Consider the following 18,644-nt stretch of genomic DNA (forward strand, 5'->3'; position numbering starts at 1 on the left):
CTCCGCTTAATTGTGGCTAACAGCCATGGCAACATCGCTATAGCGAGACATGACAGTATTTCTAATTTCATCTCTGAGGTAGGAGTTTGCTTCTGGTGATCGCCATCTAAAGGGTAATTTAGGGCTACTCACTAATCTAAATAGTGACGCGCCACATAAATTTCCACGATTGCTTTTACCAAATAACACCCATGTCGTTGCCTGATTTGGTGTTGGACGTTTGATCCATGTCATCATTAACGATTTAATAGAACAACGATATTTTCTAGCCAACCACTTAGCGAGTTTCCAGAAAATAATACGATCAATTTTGCTGTAAACTTTCGCGGTGTAATCAGTATGTCGATAAAATTGTGCCCAACCCTTAAGTTTGCGATTGAGTTGTTCCACTTTGTCTATCTTGCTACAGCTATGATCCCCTGATAAAGCCTGACTCAATGAATGAGAAAATGCTTTGGCTTTACCGTTTGGAATACCAGTCACCACTCGCATATTTCCCTTAGGTCCACGCTTTCGAATGATCCTATGTCCGAGAAATATAAAACCGTCATTCACATGTGTAATATGAGTTTTATCCATATTTAACGTGAGTTGCAGCTTACCTTCTAGGAAGTGTCGACATTGGTCACGAATTGCCTCTGCTTGTTGTTTATTGCCTTTGACAATCACTAGAAAGTCATCAGCATAACGGCAATAAGCAACGGCAGGTTTCCATTGTCTGTTTTCCTCAACCGCAGGTTTTCGCTTGATTTTGATACTGTGGTTCCAGTACCAGCGGTCTTTACGGGCTTTCTTGCTCAAGTAACATTTATCCAAATATTGATCGAACTCATTAAGCATTATGTTTGACAATAACGGAGAAATTACACCACCTTGTGGTACGCCTTCGCTTGTTGCACAAAATAGGTTACGTTCAATGTGTCCAGCTTTAATGAAGCGCCAAAGCAAATCATTAAATCGACGGCAGTTGATCCGTTTACGAACACATTTCATCAATAATCGATGGTGAACTGTATCAAAATAGCTTGATAAGTCTCCTTCAATTATCCAGCGACCTCGAGGCTCATTGGATTCGGTCATTTGTAGTTTAACCGTGCGAATGGCGTGATGGACACTGCGCTCTGGTCTAAAGCCATAGGACAACGAATGAAAATCATTTTCCCATATCGGCTCCATTGCCATGAGCATGGCACGTTGAACTATTCTATCCCTAAGCGTTGGTATACCTAAAGGACGTAGCTTTCCATTGGCCTTGGGAATATAGATCCGTCTAGCAGGCATCGGTTGATAGTTACCTGACAGCAGATCATCTCTGATCTCATCAAGATAACCAGCCAAATAAGCCTGTATATGAATCTTTGTTATTCCATCAACACCAGGCGTTTTAGCACCTTTTGAAGAAAGCGTTACTTCAGCCGCTTGGCGAAGCCAATGCGGGTGACTGATAAGGCGCAGCAGTCGATTAACGCGACGCGTTTTATCGGTTGCTGTCCATGTTGCTAATTTACGTTGCTGTTCGCTGATTATCAAAGGTCTTCACTTCATTAAGGTCAGGTAATTTGCTGACGCAAATCAATTAAACTGTGTCCCTTCGCCATGTAATGGGCTTTCCCCATCTCAGACTACTACGAACACTCCGCCAGCTTGTTTGTCATCAGGGTCATGCTCCCTTAGCATTCAAAACAAACCTTCCCCGGTTTATCTACCTGAACTCAAACATATTGGGGTGGATGCCGATCGCAGTCTTTGACCTTATCGTACTGTAAGGTGATGATGCTTAAACGCAGAATTGTGATTTAACGTTTATCCATTAATAAGTACATATTTATTACTCATTAATTCGGCAATAGTGCCCATACGTTTAGCACTATTGCAGCACCATATTGCCTGTTAATTCGTGTAGGCAATGGCGACGTTTCAGCCCATAGATGCGGGTTAACCGGTTCATGTTCTTCATCCGTCCAATACTTAGTCTAGAGGAGCATCTTGGCTTAACGAATTCGCCTCACTCCCCGTTGTCAGCGAGTTACATCACCTTATCAGCATACGATAAGTCACTGCCGCTCAGACTCAACTATCTGCACAACCAGATAGTGCCATAAACAATGTAGCTCCTGCCGTAGTGTTCATGTATTTCAGATAGACTCGTGGTTCGTTAAAGCATTCCATGCTAGTGCTGAACTCCGGGCACACCGTAGGTTACATCGCCACACCAAACCGTATTTGGCTCAACAACATCAAATTGTCTATTGAGTAAATTGGGGATGTCTGTGTATTCATTTCCTGATTTTTTATAGCGATGCTGTGGCTGCTGGCAACTCACCAGTCCTAACTTTTTCATCAAGCGGCCTGCTCGATAGCGACTTAATTGCACATCTTGCGTTGTCGCTATGGTTGCAATAGTTCTGGCTCCTGCAGAGCCTTCACTTTGCTCGTGTATATCCTTAACCTTTGTTTCCAAGAGAACTTGTGCTGTGTTCATTGTTCTATCGCGCTTAAGCCAGTAACGATAACTGCTACGGTGAACTCCAAATACATCACATGAAACTGAGATAGGATAACGCCCTGCTTGATGGATTTTCTCGATTATCGAGAACTGTTCAGCGAGTCCGACATCAAGAGAGCGGTAGCCTTTTTTAATATGTCTTTTTCCATTTCAATGCGCGCGATTTTTTTCTTTAGCTCACGAATTTCAATCTGCTCAGATGTCATTGGCGAGGCATTGGGAGCTATGCCTCGACGCTCAAGTTTTAACTGTGACACCCACTTACTGACAGTTGATTTGCCAACGCCCATGGCTTTTGCTGCTTCCTCTTGTGTATAACCTTGATCAAGCACAAGCTGTGCGGTTTCAAGCTTAATTGCAGCAGTATATGTTGCTCGTGTTTTATTCGTCATTTTGTCACCCAATGTATACGCCCTAAGCATAATATTTGTTTCTTAATGGATGGCCAAATTAACTATGCCACTTCACTTAAATATTAAGCTGCATTTATTACGCCTTTTATTGGTGCTTTATCTGGGTTTAGGGTCACGGCTCCAACCGCCTCACAATTTCTCACGTCTTTAGACCAGCGCGTCGGTCTTCTTGCCTTTGCCGCTTCAAGCACTTCCTTACGCTTGGCTAAAATCGCGTTATCTAGCTGAGCATGACGTTGTCCTGGTGATACAAAATTGAGCTGGCTGTGTTTATGCTCATCGTTGTACCACTTCACAAACTTCTCAACCCATTCTCTTGCGCCAGCTAAACTGCTAAAACCCGATTTTGGCCACTGTGGTCGGTATTTTAAGGTTTTAAATAACGACTCTGAAAAGGGGTTGTCGTTACTCACCCGCGGCCGACTTAATGATGCCGTAATACCGAGTTCTTCTAGCTTGGCTTTCATGGTCAGTGACTTCATCGGCGCCCCATTATCAGAGTGCAGCACTAATGGCGTATTAAAACATTGCTCGCGTAACATGCAGCGTTGGATTAGCGCGGCGGCGTACTCACCGCATTCTTGTTCATGAACTTCGTAACCCACTATTTTTCTACTGTAAATATCTTCAAACATGTACAGATAATAGAACTGGCCTTTGACGGTTGAAGCCAAATAAGTGATGTCCCATGACCACAGTTGATTCGGCCCATCAGCCTGATAACTTAACGGTTTGCTTCGATTTACAGCAATCTGGGTGCGACCACGATGATTAAGTTGATTATTGGCATGTAATACTCTGTAAAAGCTTGATTCTGAGGCGATATAAATCCCGCTATCTAATAATGTCGGCACAATTTGCGACGGTGGTAAGCTGGCATACTCCTCTTGATTACACACACTTAATATCTGTTGTCGCTCATGTGCTTCGAGTTTATTTGCCGGTTCTGGTCGAGCCGCTATTGGTCTTAAATCGGCTTGCACTTGGCCTGCTCGATACCAACGTCGATAAGTGCGTTTACTGAGTCCAGTTTCAGCACAAGCCTTGTAAAGGCGAGCACCATTGATATACGCCTCTTGAATTAAGGCAATCAATTCTATGCGCTCAGGCAAGGGAGTTAGCTCTCCTCGCTGTCGTCCCCCCAGAGCGCATTGAGCTTTTTTCTGAGCACCAGTAACGCAGCAGCTTCAGCCAGCGCTTTCTCCTTGTAGCGCAATTCTCGTTGCAATGATTTGATTTCGGCTTTGTCAGCCTTGGCCTGCTGTTTAATGGTTTTGGTTTGTACTTCTGAGGTTTGAAAACCAGCTAAACAATCCTGTTTCCACTGCTGTACTTGTTCGCGAAACAAGCCTTTTTCACGGCAATACTGACTTAACTCGGCTTCCGATAGCGGGGCTGTTTCAATGAGTACCGCAAACTTAGCTTCAGCTGACCAGTCATCAGTTGTTAATGTTTTACCTGGCACGGGGCGACCTTCTTTTCTGACAATATCTCGCCAATGATACAAGGTTTGCACCGCAATGCCTTCTTCCCGAGCAACCTCTGCGACCGTTAAATTGTGAGGCGGTAATAATTTTTTAAGGATCGCCTCTTTACGTTCTGGTGAATACCGAGCCATATCGTTCTCTTTTGCCGCACCCTGTCTTTAAAAATAATGATTATTTAAGGGTGACAACAATCCTGACACAGGGGGTAACTCAGGGCTGTCGTGTCTTCGAGAGCAAGTATTTCATTTATATTTTCAATCGCTTGGGCGGTGCGAGCAAAACCGGCGGCTCTGATCATAGATGGGCTAACATTATCATTGCGGATCAATCGATAGGCTCCTTCGAGTTTGGCATCTTCACCATTACAAGATCTGGCAACCGATTTACCGCTGCCAACCGCCATGTATTCAGCGACGACGGTTAACCTTGCCGCTCGTCGTTTATCACCTAGCTCAGCATGATGAAAGTGATCATATGCCCATTTGTTCGGGTTAAAAATTGACATTAAAAATGATGAAGTGAGTGAATTTGCATGATCTGATCATCGCCAGTCAAGAAAGTTCCATTTTTTGCTAATAATTTGTGTAGAAGAGACAGGTCCAAATCTAACAACTAATTTGAATAAAACCACCAGCCGGAATATCGGCATTACTTTGTAAACCAGTAAAATCATCATCCAATAATAAACGTTGATGTATGGGATAAAGACTACTAATGCAAAGTTTTTCGTGAGGTAATAAGGTGCGAAATTGTGAACTAGGCTTACTCCAATCAAGTAAGCCTAATGACATGGAATCAGCTAGTGCTAATGGAGTCAAGCCATCTTGATTTCTTAAATAACAACGTAAACCAGAGCCAGCTTGGCAAATTTGCGCTCTAAAGCTTTCGACATCTAAGCTGATATAAATCATATCCGTCACTATATCTAATCCCGACTTTAATAGCCGTTCATTTAAATACTTCAACATTTGACCAGGTTCGATGACCATTTTGCTAAGGTTATTGCGATATTCTTTCAACTTGAAATTAATAAAACTTCGTAACAACACACTCGCAAATGCCGCGGGATTATCTTCAGGATAAAAATGCGCCATATACATAACCACGTAGCGATTATCGACCATAGCTGAGTCAATAAAATACGAGCTAATCTCACTGGCATTAAATAAGCTGTACTGCACTCTAGCATTAGGATATTCAATGACACTGGCGGGAAATAGTTGTTGTTGTACATGCATTGCAGCGGCGGTGTTTTTTTTTAATAAGGCGAGATTTTCTGACAATTCCAACATTGATAGCTGATTAAGTTCAGCAATGTCATTCGTACCATGAAACGGCTGTAAGTACTGTTTAATAACCGCTTCAATCATAAATAGATCAACTACAGGCTTAACTAAATAATCATTAGCACCTATTCGAAGCGCATCAATGACATCGGCCATTACATTATTACCAGAAATAACAATGGAACACACTGCAGGATCAATTTTATGTATAGCCTTGAGCATCTCAAGGCCTCCCATATTGGGCATGCTGAGATCGGCAAGCACAACATCAACATTATGATGTTCAAATGCTTGTAAGCCTAAAGCGCCATCCTCAGCTTCAATAATCTCGGCTCCACGATTGCTAAGAAAGCCCGAGACCAGTTTTCGAAATACTGGATCGTCTTCTACAAGCAACACGGTCACATCTTTTAACGACATATCATAGCCCTTAAGTTCATCGCTTCTTAAGAGTAGCAGCTCATCGACTAAGCCGTCATTTGCATATACAAGAGCCAACACTAAAACTAACATCTAGACGTCTTAGCTCTTGTTGCGACAAGCAAGATATTGCAAAATTTCCTTTACTGGGATTATCAACTTCATGACAAATTGAGCGCGACCAAGTGAAAGAAAACACAATCATGCTTTCCACTAAAACATAAAGTGAAAAGCCTGATCTTGATTAATCAAGCTCCTGCAAATACTCTTCAAGAAGTTTGTCATCATCCTGATTTTTTGGAACATTTCCATCATACACCTTATAGTTAGTATGTTGGAAGAAGGCATCTTTTACAAAGGTATAGGGATCGAGCGCATTATCCACTAATCTTTCTTGATCAATCGCTTGAGCTCGAGCATCAAGATTTTTAAAGCCCCACTTAAGCGCTGACTGTAAAAATGTCAGTTCTGATAGTGGAAAATAGAGATCATCCACCCAATCAGAGGATATTTCCCGAGTAGTGTAAGGGCCAAGCACTGGCACCATTAAATAGGGGCCATCAGGCACGCCATAAAAACCTAACACTTCACTAAAATCATCCTGCTTACGCGGCATTCCCATCATGCCAGCAACATCCACCATTCCCAGCAGACCGATTGTTGAGTTAATCACAAATCGGCCACCGGCATTTGCAGCCCAGCCAAATTTACCTTGGAGGGTGTTATTGACTAAGCTCGCCGGTTCTTCAAGATTATTAACTACATTATTGATACCGCTTTTTACCGGTGACGGCACATAGTCTTTATAGCCATGAGAAATCGGGCGATACAAATAATAGTCAAGATATTGATAGTTAAAATGCCACATCGCCCGGTTGAAGGATTCAAATGGGTCTCTTGGGTCATTGTAAACTACTGTTGCAACTGGTTCAGTCACAACGATTGGAGTTTCACTGGCAATAGCATCAACACTTAAGCTTGTTGATAACGACACCCAGACCCAACCTAAGGTCAATCGTTTCATTTCGGTTTCACCATCAATACTGAATAAATAAAATGACGTAAAGTGCAGTGCTAAACTTAAGTATAAGGTGAATTTTACGAGTTAGTTTAAGCAGTGCCAAAATTATGACGTGATAGGATACCAAGACGCTAGCCATTGGCAACACAAAAGAGAGATAAAATGTAAATTCCCCTTATAACCAAACTTTCATACTTATGTCTTTGAATTTTTAAATGATTAATTTTCAGCAGCCACACTATTTTTATCATTATTTTACTAGACAAAATCATCAGACATCTTGTCTATGTAGCCTTAATAACAATTCAGCTTCGGCTCTGGGAAGCTCGCACTCTATCATTAGCTCATTTACATCCGCCCCTAAAGACACCATTTTAGTGGCTCTAGAATAGAGGCGCGCTTTAGGATCATGCTCTTGGGTTTCCTCTAGTTTAGCGGCTTGCTGGCTAATATTATTTTCAAGCTCAATCACCCGCCGGCCAACGCCTATAGTCCCACTTCGCAATTCAATAACCTCACGCTTTAACTCTTCCCTGTGCTTGTCGCTGGCCTTGATAATTTTGCCTAACGCATCAACTCTATGGCTGAGTTTTTTGACATACCAAACTAACCCTATGACGAAAAAAAATGCCAGAGTACTAGCCATTACAGCTACCATTACCAGTAACTCCCCCATGATTACCCCTTATCAATAACTCGCTCAGACAAAATTTAATAAGCGCTTGGCGTCAACACTTAATGATTATTTCTAATCAGCAAAATGTACGCCAAGATTGCAACTGTTGAAACAGTGATTTTTCCAGTACTAGGATGGCTAATGGCTAATGGCTAATGGCTAATGGCTAATCATTGAAATAAGCGTTAGGCTAAGGTAATGAACAAATGGTATTACTGATAAAAATAGAATGGAGAAAAATAAAAAGCGCCACACATTAGTTGGCGCTCTGAGTAAGCACTGAATTAAATTTCTTGCACTTCGTTCCATTCATCTTCAGATAGTAGCTTATCTAAATCTACCAGAATCAATAATTCGTTATCTCGATTACTGACACCTTGAATAAATTTAGAACTCTCCTCAGTACCTACATTAGGGGCATTATCGATTTCACTGCGGCGTAAATAAACAACCTCAGCCACACTATCAACCAAGATGCCTATCACTTGTTTTTCAGCCTCAATAATCACAATGCGGGTTGAGTCATCAACTGCTGAAGGAGGTAAATCAAAACGGGAACGAGTGTCAATGACAGTCACGACATTGCCACGCAGGTTAATAATTCCAAGTACATAATGGGGAGCACCGGGCACAGGGGCTATATCTGTGTAACGCAGTACCTCTTGAACCTGCATAACATTAATGCCATAGGTCTCATTATCTAAATGAAATGTAACCCATTGTAAAACTGCATCATCCTTGGCAGCGAAGGCTGCTACACTACTTGTTTCTGACATAATTACCTCAGCCTAACGGATCCTGACAACTTAAACCGGCATCGAGCATTTGTATTAATACTGGCACATTTAAAATGCCGCACATTTGCTCCCTAATTACACCGGCTAACCATGGTCGTTTGCCGGGTTTATTGCGCCAATTAATTTGTGACTTATCAATTTTTACTGCATTAACTAAAGATTCGCACGCTATTCCCCAGTTACTGTTTTCTAATAATACAACATATTGATACCTTATGCCTTGAGCTAAGTTATTATCATATTTTTCTGGCATCACCCAAGCGCAAGTATTCACTACGTTGACTTGGCGACTGCGATGAAGCTGCACACCTAAATACCAACTTGGCCTTCCAATAATATGATTCATTCGCTCTAATCTAACTATACCGCCTAAATTAACTAAAGGCACAGCTAACAACAGACCAGCCACTTTAAAGAATAGTACTTGAAATTCATTTTCGAGTACTTCTGCCAAATCTTTTATGTTGTTAGGTGGCGACATCCCAGTTTGAGTTGCTAATTCTGTTTGTATAAATGCGCTTTCAGTTAATCGAGTTTCAACAAATGGCTCGCTGCTGATTGGATTAAGTTCGATATCCTGTTTATCTGTTACCAATAAAGTATTAATGGTTTGGCTGGATTGAGCGACCGCCTCGATAGTGTTCGCCTGAAATAATGGCGCGAGTAGCTTTTCCAGTGCCGATTTATCTAACATCTGCTCGCGGCTTTTAGGTGCAAAGGGATACTTAGTTTCTAGTGACGATTTAATCCATTGGTAAGGCGCTTTAGTAAGCTGCTTAGTGACCACATCATCAAAATCGTCATAGTCATCATAGTCATCATAGCTATCATCAATTTTTGCAGTTGGCGCAGTACTGCCCACACTCGCTTTAGTGGCAGATACATTCGTTAACCCTTGCATTTCAGTCACTTTAGCCGAGGTTATGCTTGGCGCTTTGGGCTCCGCCAGCAATACATTGAAATACTCGAGGACGGTTTCATCAACTGACTTGGGCATGTTGTAAATTTCCAGCGAATAAGTATTCAACTAATCTCTCATAGGCTACAACCCCACGGCAAGTAGATGCGTAATGAGAAGCTGGTAAGTGCGCTAAGCTTGCGTCACGAAATTTTGTATCCACAGGGATAACATCTGACCACAGATGCTGATGATAATGCTGACTTAAAGTCTCCAGTGCTAAAGGCGCTGCTTTAGTGCGTCTATCATACATGGTCGCCACTATGCTAAAGCTATAGTCGATGGATTTTGAGCGCCCCATGATTTTCATGGTTTTAATCATCCGCTCAAGTCCTTTGATGGCTAAAAACTCGGTTTGCACTGGAATAATTATATGATCGCTAGCCGCTAATGCATTGACCATCAGCACACCCAGCACTGGCGAGCAATCAATCAAGACATAGTCATAATCATGCTGACATAAACGGCAAAGGTCTCTTAACACTAACCCCATACCCTCTTGATGACCAAGTGCGCGATCAAGTGTCGCTAAGGCCATAGTGGCAGGTAATAAATCGATACCACTAATTAATGTTGGCACGATTTGCTGGCAAATAAGCTCACGAGTCAATGGTTTATTGGCCATAAAAAGATCATACAAGGAGCCTGGCACCTCTTCAGAATCAATCCCGAGGTAATAGCCCAGTGAAGCATGCGGATCGGTATCTATTAATAACACCTTTTGTCGGCGCTGATTTAGCAAGCCCGCTAGAGTTACCACAGTCGTGGTTTTCCCCACCCCGCCCTTTTGGTTGGCTATGGTCCAAACTTTCACATTTTCTCCCAACAATTTTTTATTATTGATTATCTTGTCGTGTGGTAACGCGAATGCCACCATGAGGCAACAACAGCACTTTAACCCCATGTTCATCTTCTGACAATTCAACCGAATGAGCTGCTGGAGTCGCCAATATCGTCTGCCTTAATGGCGCTTTAGGCATAGTTAGTGCTTGCTTACTTGATGCTGACGTTTGCTCATCACTATGGTTAGTTGTTGAGTTTGCATCTAGGCTAGCGACTAAATTAACGGCGACATTGGCTTCAGACTTTGTTTCAGGCTTTTTGGCCAACGTGGGCTCAGCACTTGCAGAGTCAACATCCTGGGCCGCCAATAAGGTTTGAATTTGCTCTGGATTGTTGTTTAACCAAGTCGCAAAATCTTGCGCTTGCTCATTACCTACCACGATTAAGGTTTGCGTTGCTTGCAAACGCTGTACATCTTGGGTTAATTGCTGCCGAATTTGCCTTTGCTGCCAACTAAATAGCAGCAATAACAGGACTATGGCCAGTTCAATTAATATTACTGACCACATTGTTAAGCTTTTATCTGAACTCTTGGTATTTGAGCTAGCCACGACCCGTCTCTTTTATTATGGCCTCGCCGATATCAGCAAGCGGCAATGAATAACTGCTTAATCCAGCGTTAGTAACAGCTTGCGGCATGCCATACACCACGCAACTGGCCTCATCTTGCGCCCATATTTCGCCGCCGGCTTCTTTTATCAGCCTTGAACCATCGCGGCCATCTGAACCCATGCCGGTTAAAATCAGCGCTAATGTGTCTCTGCCGATAATTTTTGCCACCGAGGCAAAGGTAATATCGACACTCGGTTTATAATTCAATTCACTGGGACCGGGTAACACTTTAAGGCGGCCAAGATTACCGTCTTTTTCAAGTAACATCTGCATGCCGCCAGGGGCCAAATAAGCGCAGCCCGCGCGTAACACATCACCATTTTCAGCTTCTTTGACTTCAATCTTACATAAGCTATTTAAACGACTTGCAAATGCTGGCGTAAAGGCCGCTGGCATATGTTGAACTAACAAAATCGGATGCGGAAAATTGGCAGGTAAAGAGGTTAATACCTCTTGCAGCGCTACTGGACCTCCGGTCGACGTCCCTATTGCCACTAATCGATATTGCTTGCCTGAGCCTCTAATTTTGGTGGTCCGCGGCGGCGTATCTTTAGCCAAACTGGCATGAGTTGCGCTACTAACTCCCCACGCTTTGACACCCTGTTTGGCCTTGTTGTCATTGCCAACGCTGACGTCATTATTAGATCTTGCTTCATAACTGGATTTTGCTTGCTGAAAAGCACCTAAAGGCTCAGTTTTTACCGGACTATCGCTACGATTGCTGGATATTACCCGCGTCACTCGGCGACGGCTAATAGCCTTGATGCGTTGCTGCAATAACAGCACTGCCTCATCTTTATTGGTGGCAATATCTTCAAAACACTTGGGTAAAAAATCAAGCGCCCCAGCATCTAAAGCCTCTAAGGTTGCTTTTGCGCCATCATGAGTTAGGGATGAGAACATTAAAATGGGCACAGGCTGACAGCTCATAATTTCCCGCACCGCCATAATGCCATTCATTACCGGCATTTCCACATCCATAGTGATGACATCAGGCTTTAACTCTTTTGCCAATTTAACGGCTTCCATGCCATTATTGGCAGTACCAATGACTTCCAAATCAGGATCTTGATTGACAATCTCGCTTACCCGACGACGAAAGAAGCTAGAGTCATCGACAACTAATACTTTAATAGCCATTAAAATCCTTATTTGGCGTTTAGTTATTGTTTCTTAGCGTAATATTTCAACATTCCTGGCACATCAAGAATGAGTGCAATGCCGCCATCTGAGGTAATAGTTGCCCCTGACATACCAGGGGTTCCTTGTAATAATTTACCCAAAGGTTTAATCACCACTTCTTCTTGGCCAATTAAAGCATCGACCACAAATCCAATTAAGCGATTTCCTAATTGCACTATTACGGCATGCCCATGTTTCTTATCACCATGTTTAAAATTAGTGCGCGGTTTCAACCAGCTTTCGAGATAAAATAACGGGATAGCTTGATTACGCACTACCACAGTAATTTGACCATCGACCACATTAGTCTTAGTTAAATCGAGATGGAAAATTTCGTTCACGCTCGACAGTGGCAAAGCAAACACTTGCGTCGCGACTTCCACCATTAAGGTCGGCATGATAGCTAAGGTTAACGGAACTTTAATCTCAAGAACTGTGCCAACACCCTTAGTCGAATCCACATTCACTGTACCGTTAAGTTGGGTAATACGGGTCTTAACCACGTCCATACCCACACCACGGCCAGAAATGTCAGAGATTTCGGTTTTGGTTGAGAACCCTGGCGCAAAAATCAGATTGTAAGCTTCTCTATCTGACATGCGTTCAGCCATGTCTTCATCAAGAACGCCGCGCTTAATGGCTATCTCTTTAAGCTTAGCGGGATCCATACCGCCGCCATCATCTTCAATTTTAAGTAGAATATGATCGCCTTCTTGGCTCGCTGACAGCGTAATTGTGCCGGTTTTAGGTTTGCCATTGGCAACCCGTACATCTGGCATCTCAATGCCGTGATCCACTGAGTTTCTGACTAAGTGCACTAACGGGTCTGCTAGCGCTTCAACCAAGTTTTTATCTAAGTCAGTTTCTTCCCCCACCATGACTAAATCGATTTCTTTATTTAAAGTGCGCGCTAAATCGCGTACAACCCGCGGGAAACGTCCAAACACCTTTTTAATCGGCTGCATGCGGGTTTTCATAACCGCGCCCTGCAAATCTCCAGTGACTAAATCAAGATTGGCTAAGGCCTTTGACATTTCCTCATCTTCACGGGTCACGCCAAGGCTTACCAAGCGATTGCGCACTAGCACTAACTCGCCGACCATATTCATAATTTCATCGAGTCTGGCGGTATCGACCCTTAGGGTAGTATCAGCTTGTGGCGCAGATTTTGCGGCAGTGGCTGGCGCTTCCTTAGGGACGACTGCAGGCGCTTTAGCCGCAGGAGGTACTATAGAAGATGTTGGTGTTGGAGATGAAGTCGCTTTTGCTGGAGCTGGCGTTGCAGCAACCGCTTTAGCGGCAGTTGGCGCAGGTTCAATCGCTTTCGGCGCGCCATGACTACCGTGCAATTCATCCAGTAAACGCTCGAATTCACTATCAGTAATTTCATCGGTTTCAACCATAGCCTTAACTTCGGCCGGTTTTTCGTTGCTATGCAGCTTATCAAGCAATGCTTCAAACTCATCATCTGTGATGTCATCATTGCTACTAGTACTTGGTTCATCATCAAAACCAAAACCGTCGAAAATAGGCGCAGCGCTTGGCGTATTGACCTCATTGGTATTGACGTTAGCCTCACCGCCATGCAGCGCATTTAACATGCTTTCAAATTCACCATCATTGATATCATCAATGGTGCCATCACCGCGAATCGACGTTGGTGCCGCTTCTGGCGGAGCAGGTTCGTCAATAACCTCTACGGTAGCATGGCTAGCGCTGTGGCTTGGACTCCCCTCTTCGCCCGCTAAGACTTCACCATTAGCAAGACGGGTTAACGCGCCAAGTAATTCAGCTGAAGCTGACTCTTGTTCTTGGCCTGCTTGAGTTTGAGAGAACATATGATTAATGCTATCAACGGATTGCAAAATGATATCCATTAATTCTGACGTCACTTTACGTTTGCCATTACGCAATAAGTCAAAGGTATTTTCGGCTTGGTGACAAACTTGCACCATGGGATTTAAACTTAAAAAGCCAGCGCCACCTTTTACCGTGTGGAATCCGCGAAAAATAGCATTCAACAAATCCGTGTCGTCAGGGTTATTTTCAAGTTCTACTAGCTGTTCTTGCAGTAGCTCTAGAATCTCGCCCGCTTCAATTAGAAAATCCTGAAGGATCTCTTCATCCACATCAAAAGACATTGACTTAACTCCTTATCAAAAACCTAAACTTGAAAGCAAATCATCCACTTCGTCTTGACCTGCAACCGCGTCTTGACGAACATCTGCATTCATTATTGGGCCTTCGGCTTCAATCCCTGATAGTTGCGATGATTTATCCCTTGTTTCTGGTAGGTCACCAAACACGGTTAACATCGAAACTAAGTTGTTTTCTACTTCACGAACGAGATCTATGACTCGGCGGATCATTTGCCCAGTTAAGTCTTGGAAATCCTGAGCCATCAATACCTGATTCAATAACTCTTTTAAGCGTAAAGTATTTTCTTCCGTGTGCTGCATAAAATGTTGAACGTCATGACACAAACTTTTAAATTCGGCCAAATCAATATCTCGGCGCATCAGCCTTTCCCAAGCAGGCTTAACGCTCGCAAGACTCGTCAATAGTGTGTCGGCAACTGGTAAGGCTATTTCAACGGCATCCATAGTCTTGTTAGCTGCTTGTTCTGTCATTTGAATGACATAATTTAAGCGCTCTTTGGCATCGGGAATATCTGTATGTGCCAAAGCAGTTAAACGACTGTCGAGTTGAAAATCGGCTAGAGAATTGTGCAACTGACGGGTGAGCTTCCCCACTTCATCAAATAATTCTTTTTGCAGAGGTTGAGCTAGTTCCCGAATAAAATCATCAGCCAATTGTTGTTGACCATCACTAAGCATTGCCACAAGTTGGTGGGCCTGCTCAAGGTTGATTAGCCCGGTGGTTGCATCCTGCATAGCATATCCTTTGCTTAACCGAGACGTTCGAAGATTTTATCCAGTTTTTCTTTGAGGGTAGCGGCGGTAAAAGGCTTAACCACATAGCCATTTACCCCGGCTTGCGCCGCTGCAATAATCTGTTCTCGCTTAGCTTCTGCGGTCACCATTAATACCGGAATGGTTTTTAATTTATCATCAGCACGCATCGCCTTTAATAAATCAATACCTTGCATTCCCGGCATGTTCCAATCTGTGACCACAAAGTCAAAGTCCCCTTTTTGCAACATAGGCAGCGCGGTTGAACCGTCATCGGCTTCCTGTGTGTTATTAAATCCTAGATCACGCAACAAGTTTTTAATGATCCGTCTCATGGTCGAAAAGTCATCCACGATAAGAATTTTCATGTTCTTGTCCAAGGCTTCCTCCGGTGAGCTACTGCTCCGTCAGTATTTATAATTGTGTCCATTGTTTGAGTTTGGCTTTTAACCTAAGCATTGCCTGACTGTGGATCTGGCTAACTCGTGACTCACTCACCTCAAGTATGGCTCCTATTTCTTTTAAATTCAGTTCTTCATCGTAATAAAGCGATAAAACTAAAGCATCTTTTTCGGGTAACAACGTAATGGCATGAACTAGAGCGCTTTGAAATTGTGATTGCGCTAAAGACTCAAACGTACCGTCATCGACACTAGCATCCGGAGCGAAAAAATCAGTCGTTCCGCCTAGATCTTCTATCCCTATGATTTTTCCTGTAGAAACATCGTTAAGAATATGATGGTACTCATCTAGCGGCATAGCAAGTTTATCGGCAATTTCTATATCAGAAGGATCTCGACCTAAGGCTTGTTCTAGTGTTTCAATGGCTTGGGCAACTAGACGATTATTGCGATGCACTGAGCGTGGAACCCAGTCGCCACGGCGAATTTCATCCAACATGGCACCGCGAATGCGGATGCCGGCAAAGGTTTCAAATTTCGCGCCCTTGCTACTATCAAAATTTGACGATGCTTCCAGCAACCCCATCATTCCGGCTTGTAATAAATCATCTAATTGAACAGATGGAGGTAAACGCGCCAACAAATGGTGGGCGATGCGTTTCACTAACGGCGCATATTGTTCAACTATGCTGGTCTTATCATGGTTGCCGGAATATGCGGCTGCTTTATTCACTCGCCCTATCCTCTTGATAATTTGGTCGCTGCACTAATCGTTCAACAAAAAACTCAAGATGCCCACCAGGCTGAGTCGGCACCGGCCAACTGATGACCTTGTTTGCCAAGCCTTGATACGCAATTGCCGCAGGAGATTTAGGATAAGCTTCCACAACCAATTTCTGTTTGCGGACGGACTTACGTAGATTTTCATCGAAAGGTATGGTCGCGACTAACTCCAAGGCGACATCCAAAAATCTATCCGTGACACGACTAAGCTTAGCAAACAACTCCATTCCTTCACGTAAAGTTCTGACCATATTGGCCACAATTTTAAAGTGGAACACTCCGTGCTCACGGCTTAAAATTTTAATTAAAGCATAAGCATCCGTGATTGACGTGGGTTCATCACACACTACCACGACGACATCTTGTGCAGCGCGGGAAAAACTTAACACCATGTCAGAAATACCGGCGGCAGTATCAACCACTAGCACATCAAACTGAGTGCGCATTTCACTAAAGGCGCGAATTAGCCCGGCGTGCTGGGCAGGAGTGAGCTCCACCATGCCTTGAGTGCCAGAGGTTGCCGGCACTATGCCTATGCCTTTAGGACCGCGAACAATAATATCGTCAAGCTCGGCTTCACCGGATAACACATGGGATAAATTACGTTCAGCGCGAATACCGAGCATAACGTCGACGTTAGCTAATCCTAAGTCGGCATCAAGCACCAGCACCCGCTTGCCTTTTTCAGCCATAGCCACCGCAGTATTGATTGAGACACTGGTTTTACCCACACCGCCTTTACCGCCTGTGACCGCAATAACTTTAACTTTCTCATTCATAGGTTGATTCATTTTGCGTAAACCGCTTGCTTGATCAGGAGTCATAACTTTACTCAAATGCATAGGCCATAGAATCTGACCAGGTTTCTTGTAATTCTTGTGCTGACACATTGAGTCCAACTAAGGCCTGCTTAGCGAGGGCATAGGTGTCGGCTACCTGCATATCTTCGGGTACTCTTTGACCGTCAGTGACATAACTTAATGGTAAGCTATTGGCAATTAAGGTGCACAATGCTGCTGCGATGGAAACAGATTCATCCATTTTAGTTAACACAGCGCCAGCCAATGGAATGCGCTGAAAATGACGTACGGCTTCTTCCATTACTTTACGCTGAGAAGTGGCTGATAACACTAAATAACTGCGGATTGGGAGGCGATTATTGGCGGCTAACGTATCCAATTGTTGATAGAGTCGCATGTCCCTTTGCCCCATACCCGCCGTATCAATTAACACTAATTTTCGATTTTTAAATTGATATAGTATTTGCTCTAACTCATTAATATCATGAGCTTGCTTCACAGGGCACCCCATAATCTTGCCATAGGTGGCTAATTGTTCAAAGGCGCCAATGCGATAATGATCCATAGTAATTAAGCCCACGCTATCACTGCCATGCTTGGCAGCAAAACGCGCGGCCAATTTGGCTAAGGTGGTGGTTTTACCAACCCCAGTTGGCCCCACAAAAGCCACTATACCGCCGCGATGAACTATATCATCACCCTGATTATTTAACATATTGGCTAAACTTTGTGGCAATGCATGCACAAGCTCAGCTGGAGAATAATGCTGAGTTAAACTGGCTAATTTAGCAGCAAGGACGGGCGAAAATTCCGCTTCTAACAAATTTTGCTCAAGCATGGCGCCCACGGGATCTTGACGCTGTTTTTTATCCGTCAGTAACGATGACAACTGATGCGTCAATAAATGTCGCAATGAGCTTAATTCTTCACGCATGGCCACTATGTCGGTGGCCTCATGATTATCGGCTCTGCGTTTAGTGCGTGAGTTTGATGCTGTATTTGAATGCGCGCTTAAACTAGCGGCGACATTAGATTTTGCCGCTTGCTCTAATCCGCGCGCCCACGCGGGTAACTCAGGCGCCGCTTCTTGATTAACTTGCTGCAATTTTGCATGCTGCTTTGCCAGTAATGCCTGCAGGCTATCGCCATCACTCACTTGCGCTTGCTGCTCAGGCGCTAACGGTTGACGCAGCAGAGGTTTTGGCGCTGCCACTGTGGCTGACTGATTTCTGGCGCGTATGCTTGCTTGGGCGCTTTGTGCATTAGCTTGCGTGCCAAGAGATACAGTATCATCGCTAAGTGCGCGCGCTGGAGCCTGCGCATTTGCAACAGTATTCGCATTGGCAAACAAGGTCTTAGCCAATGACTGCGGCGCCGAGCTTGCGATATTCGCTTTAGGTTCGTCGTAATCCACAGCTGCCACTATCTCTATGCCGCCAGGGACTTTCTTGTTAGACATGATCACAGCATCTGAGCCTAAAGTATCTTTCACTTGAGCTAGGGCACTGCGCATATCTTTTGCAAAAAATCGTTTAATTTTCAATTAA

Annotated in this window: 17 protein-coding genes and 1 pseudogene; all 18 read right to left on the bottom strand. The window is 43.7% G+C overall.

Features of this window, described 5'->3' with window-relative positions:
- Positions 1–6: 6 nt before the first annotated feature.
- The 18 genes and pseudogenes from ltrA to flhF all read right to left on the bottom strand — a co-directional run bounded on the left by ltrA (position 7) and on the right by flhF (position 18,640).
- Positions 7–1,530, bottom strand: a complete 1,524-nt coding sequence (gene ltrA / locus FJQ87_RS14130; RefSeq protein ID WP_140933156.1) for a group II intron reverse transcriptase/maturase — start codon at positions 1,528–1,530, stop codon at positions 7–9.
- A 664-nt stretch (positions 1,531–2,194) separates the two neighbouring features.
- A pseudogene (locus FJQ87_RS14135) lies at positions 2,195–2,898 on the bottom strand (IS3 family transposase); the annotation flags it as partial.
- 83 nt (positions 2,899–2,981) lie between these two features.
- Positions 2,982–4,537, bottom strand: a protein-coding gene (locus FJQ87_RS14140) for an IS3 family transposase (protein WP_140933157.1) whose coding sequence is annotated in 2 segments (ribosomal slippage) — positions 2,982–4,075 and positions 4,075–4,537 — 1,557 coding nt in all. Because the reading frame shifts where the segments join, the coding sequence is not laid out codon by codon here.
- A gap of 44 nt (positions 4,538–4,581) precedes the next feature.
- Positions 4,582–4,911, bottom strand: a complete 330-nt coding sequence (locus tag FJQ87_RS14145; RefSeq protein WP_140933158.1) for a transposase DNA-binding-containing protein — start codon at positions 4,909–4,911, stop codon at positions 4,582–4,584.
- A gap of 100 nt (positions 4,912–5,011) precedes the next feature.
- Entirely contained in the window at positions 5,012–6,112 is a 1,101-nt protein-coding gene (locus FJQ87_RS14150; protein ID WP_140934136.1) for a response regulator, read from the bottom strand.
- A 244-nt stretch (positions 6,113–6,356) separates the two neighbouring features.
- On the bottom strand, positions 6,357–7,127 hold the full coding sequence (locus FJQ87_RS14155; RefSeq protein ID WP_240778927.1) for a VacJ family lipoprotein: 771 nt from the start codon (positions 7,125–7,127) through the stop codon (positions 6,357–6,359).
- A gap of 277 nt (positions 7,128–7,404) precedes the next feature.
- Entirely contained in the window at positions 7,405–7,779 is a 375-nt protein-coding gene (locus FJQ87_RS14160) for a DUF2802 domain-containing protein (RefSeq protein ID WP_240778929.1), read from the bottom strand.
- 314 nt (positions 7,780–8,093) lie between these two features.
- A complete protein-coding gene (locus FJQ87_RS14165; protein WP_140933161.1) occupies positions 8,094–8,585 on the bottom strand; it encodes a chemotaxis protein CheW in 492 nt (163 codons plus the stop codon).
- Between the two features lie 7 nt (positions 8,586–8,592).
- Positions 8,593–9,603, bottom strand: coding sequence for a chemotaxis protein CheW (locus tag FJQ87_RS14170; RefSeq protein ID WP_140933162.1), 1,011 nt, complete (start codon positions 9,601–9,603; stop codon positions 8,593–8,595).
- Positions 9,587–10,378: a ParA family protein gene (locus FJQ87_RS14175; RefSeq protein ID WP_140933163.1), complete on the bottom strand. Its 792-nt coding sequence runs from the start codon at positions 10,376–10,378 to the stop codon at positions 9,587–9,589. The genes FJQ87_RS14170 and FJQ87_RS14175 overlap by 17 nt, the downstream gene beginning before the upstream one ends.
- 22 nt (positions 10,379–10,400) lie before the next feature.
- Positions 10,401–10,916: a hypothetical protein gene (locus FJQ87_RS14180; protein ID WP_140933164.1), complete on the bottom strand. Its 516-nt coding sequence runs from the start codon at positions 10,914–10,916 to the stop codon at positions 10,401–10,403.
- Between the two features lie 34 nt (positions 10,917–10,950).
- Entirely contained in the window at positions 10,951–12,159 is a 1,209-nt protein-coding gene (locus tag FJQ87_RS14185; protein ID WP_140933165.1) for a chemotaxis response regulator protein-glutamate methylesterase, read from the bottom strand.
- A 23-nt stretch (positions 12,160–12,182) separates the two neighbouring features.
- A complete protein-coding gene (locus tag FJQ87_RS14190) occupies positions 12,183–14,342 on the bottom strand; it encodes a chemotaxis protein CheA (protein ID WP_140933166.1) in 2,160 nt (719 codons plus the stop codon).
- A gap of 15 nt (positions 14,343–14,357) precedes the next feature.
- Positions 14,358–15,095: a protein phosphatase CheZ gene (locus FJQ87_RS14195; protein WP_140933167.1), complete on the bottom strand. Its 738-nt coding sequence runs from the start codon at positions 15,093–15,095 to the stop codon at positions 14,358–14,360.
- 14 nt (positions 15,096–15,109) lie between these two features.
- Positions 15,110–15,493 carry a chemotaxis response regulator CheY gene (gene cheY, locus FJQ87_RS14200; RefSeq protein ID WP_140933168.1) on the bottom strand — a complete coding sequence of 128 codons (384 nt, stop codon included), beginning with the start codon at positions 15,491–15,493 and terminating at the stop codon, positions 15,110–15,112.
- Positions 15,494–15,527: 34 nt separating this feature from the next.
- Positions 15,528–16,247, bottom strand: a complete 720-nt coding sequence (locus tag FJQ87_RS14205) for an RNA polymerase sigma factor FliA (protein WP_140933169.1) — start codon at positions 16,245–16,247, stop codon at positions 15,528–15,530.
- A complete protein-coding gene (locus FJQ87_RS14210; protein WP_140933170.1) occupies positions 16,240–17,121 on the bottom strand; it encodes a MinD/ParA family protein in 882 nt (293 codons plus the stop codon). The genes FJQ87_RS14205 and FJQ87_RS14210 overlap by 8 nt, the downstream gene beginning before the upstream one ends.
- A 4-nt stretch (positions 17,122–17,125) precedes the next feature.
- Positions 17,126–18,640 (bottom strand): flagellar biosynthesis protein FlhF, encoded by a 1,515-nt coding sequence (gene flhF, locus FJQ87_RS14215; RefSeq protein WP_140933171.1) that lies wholly within the window; start codon positions 18,638–18,640, stop codon positions 17,126–17,128.
- Positions 18,641–18,644 lie beyond the last annotated feature (4 nt).

This window comes from Shewanella sp. SNU WT4, from assembly GCF_006494715.1.
Classification (GTDB): domain Bacteria; phylum Pseudomonadota; class Gammaproteobacteria; order Enterobacterales; family Shewanellaceae; genus Shewanella.

Excerpts from the sequence above, each read along its gene's own strand:
- FJQ87_RS14145 (WP_140933158.1), bottom strand. The coding sequence starts at position 4,911 with ATGTCAATTTTTAACCCGAACAAATGGGCATATGATCACTTTCATCAT.
- FJQ87_RS14150 (WP_140934136.1), bottom strand. The coding sequence starts at position 6,112 with ATGTCGTTAAAAGATGTGACCGTGTTGCTTGTAGAAGACGATCCAGTA.
- FJQ87_RS14160 (WP_240778929.1), bottom strand. The coding sequence starts at position 7,779 with ATGGCTAGTACTCTGGCATTTTTTTTCGTCATAGGGTTAGTTTGGTAT.
- FJQ87_RS14165 (WP_140933161.1), bottom strand. The coding sequence starts at position 8,585 with ATGTCAGAAACAAGTAGTGTAGCAGCCTTCGCTGCCAAGGATGATGCA.
- FJQ87_RS14170 (WP_140933162.1), bottom strand. The coding sequence starts at position 9,603 with ATGCCCAAGTCAGTTGATGAAACCGTCCTCGAGTATTTCAATGTATTG.
- FJQ87_RS14180 (WP_140933164.1), bottom strand. The coding sequence starts at position 10,916 with ATGTGGTCAGTAATATTAATTGAACTGGCCATAGTCCTGTTATTGCTG.
- FJQ87_RS14185 (WP_140933165.1), bottom strand. The coding sequence starts at position 12,159 with ATGGCTATTAAAGTATTAGTTGTCGATGACTCTAGCTTCTTTCGTCGT.
- FJQ87_RS14190 (WP_140933166.1), bottom strand. The coding sequence starts at position 14,342 with ATGTCTTTTGATGTGGATGAAGAGATCCTTCAGGATTTTCTAATTGAA.
- FJQ87_RS14195 (WP_140933167.1), bottom strand. The coding sequence starts at position 15,095 with ATGCAGGATGCAACCACCGGGCTAATCAACCTTGAGCAGGCCCACCAA.
- FJQ87_RS14210 (WP_140933170.1), bottom strand. The coding sequence starts at position 17,121 with ATGACTCCTGATCAAGCAAGCGGTTTACGCAAAATGAATCAACCTATG.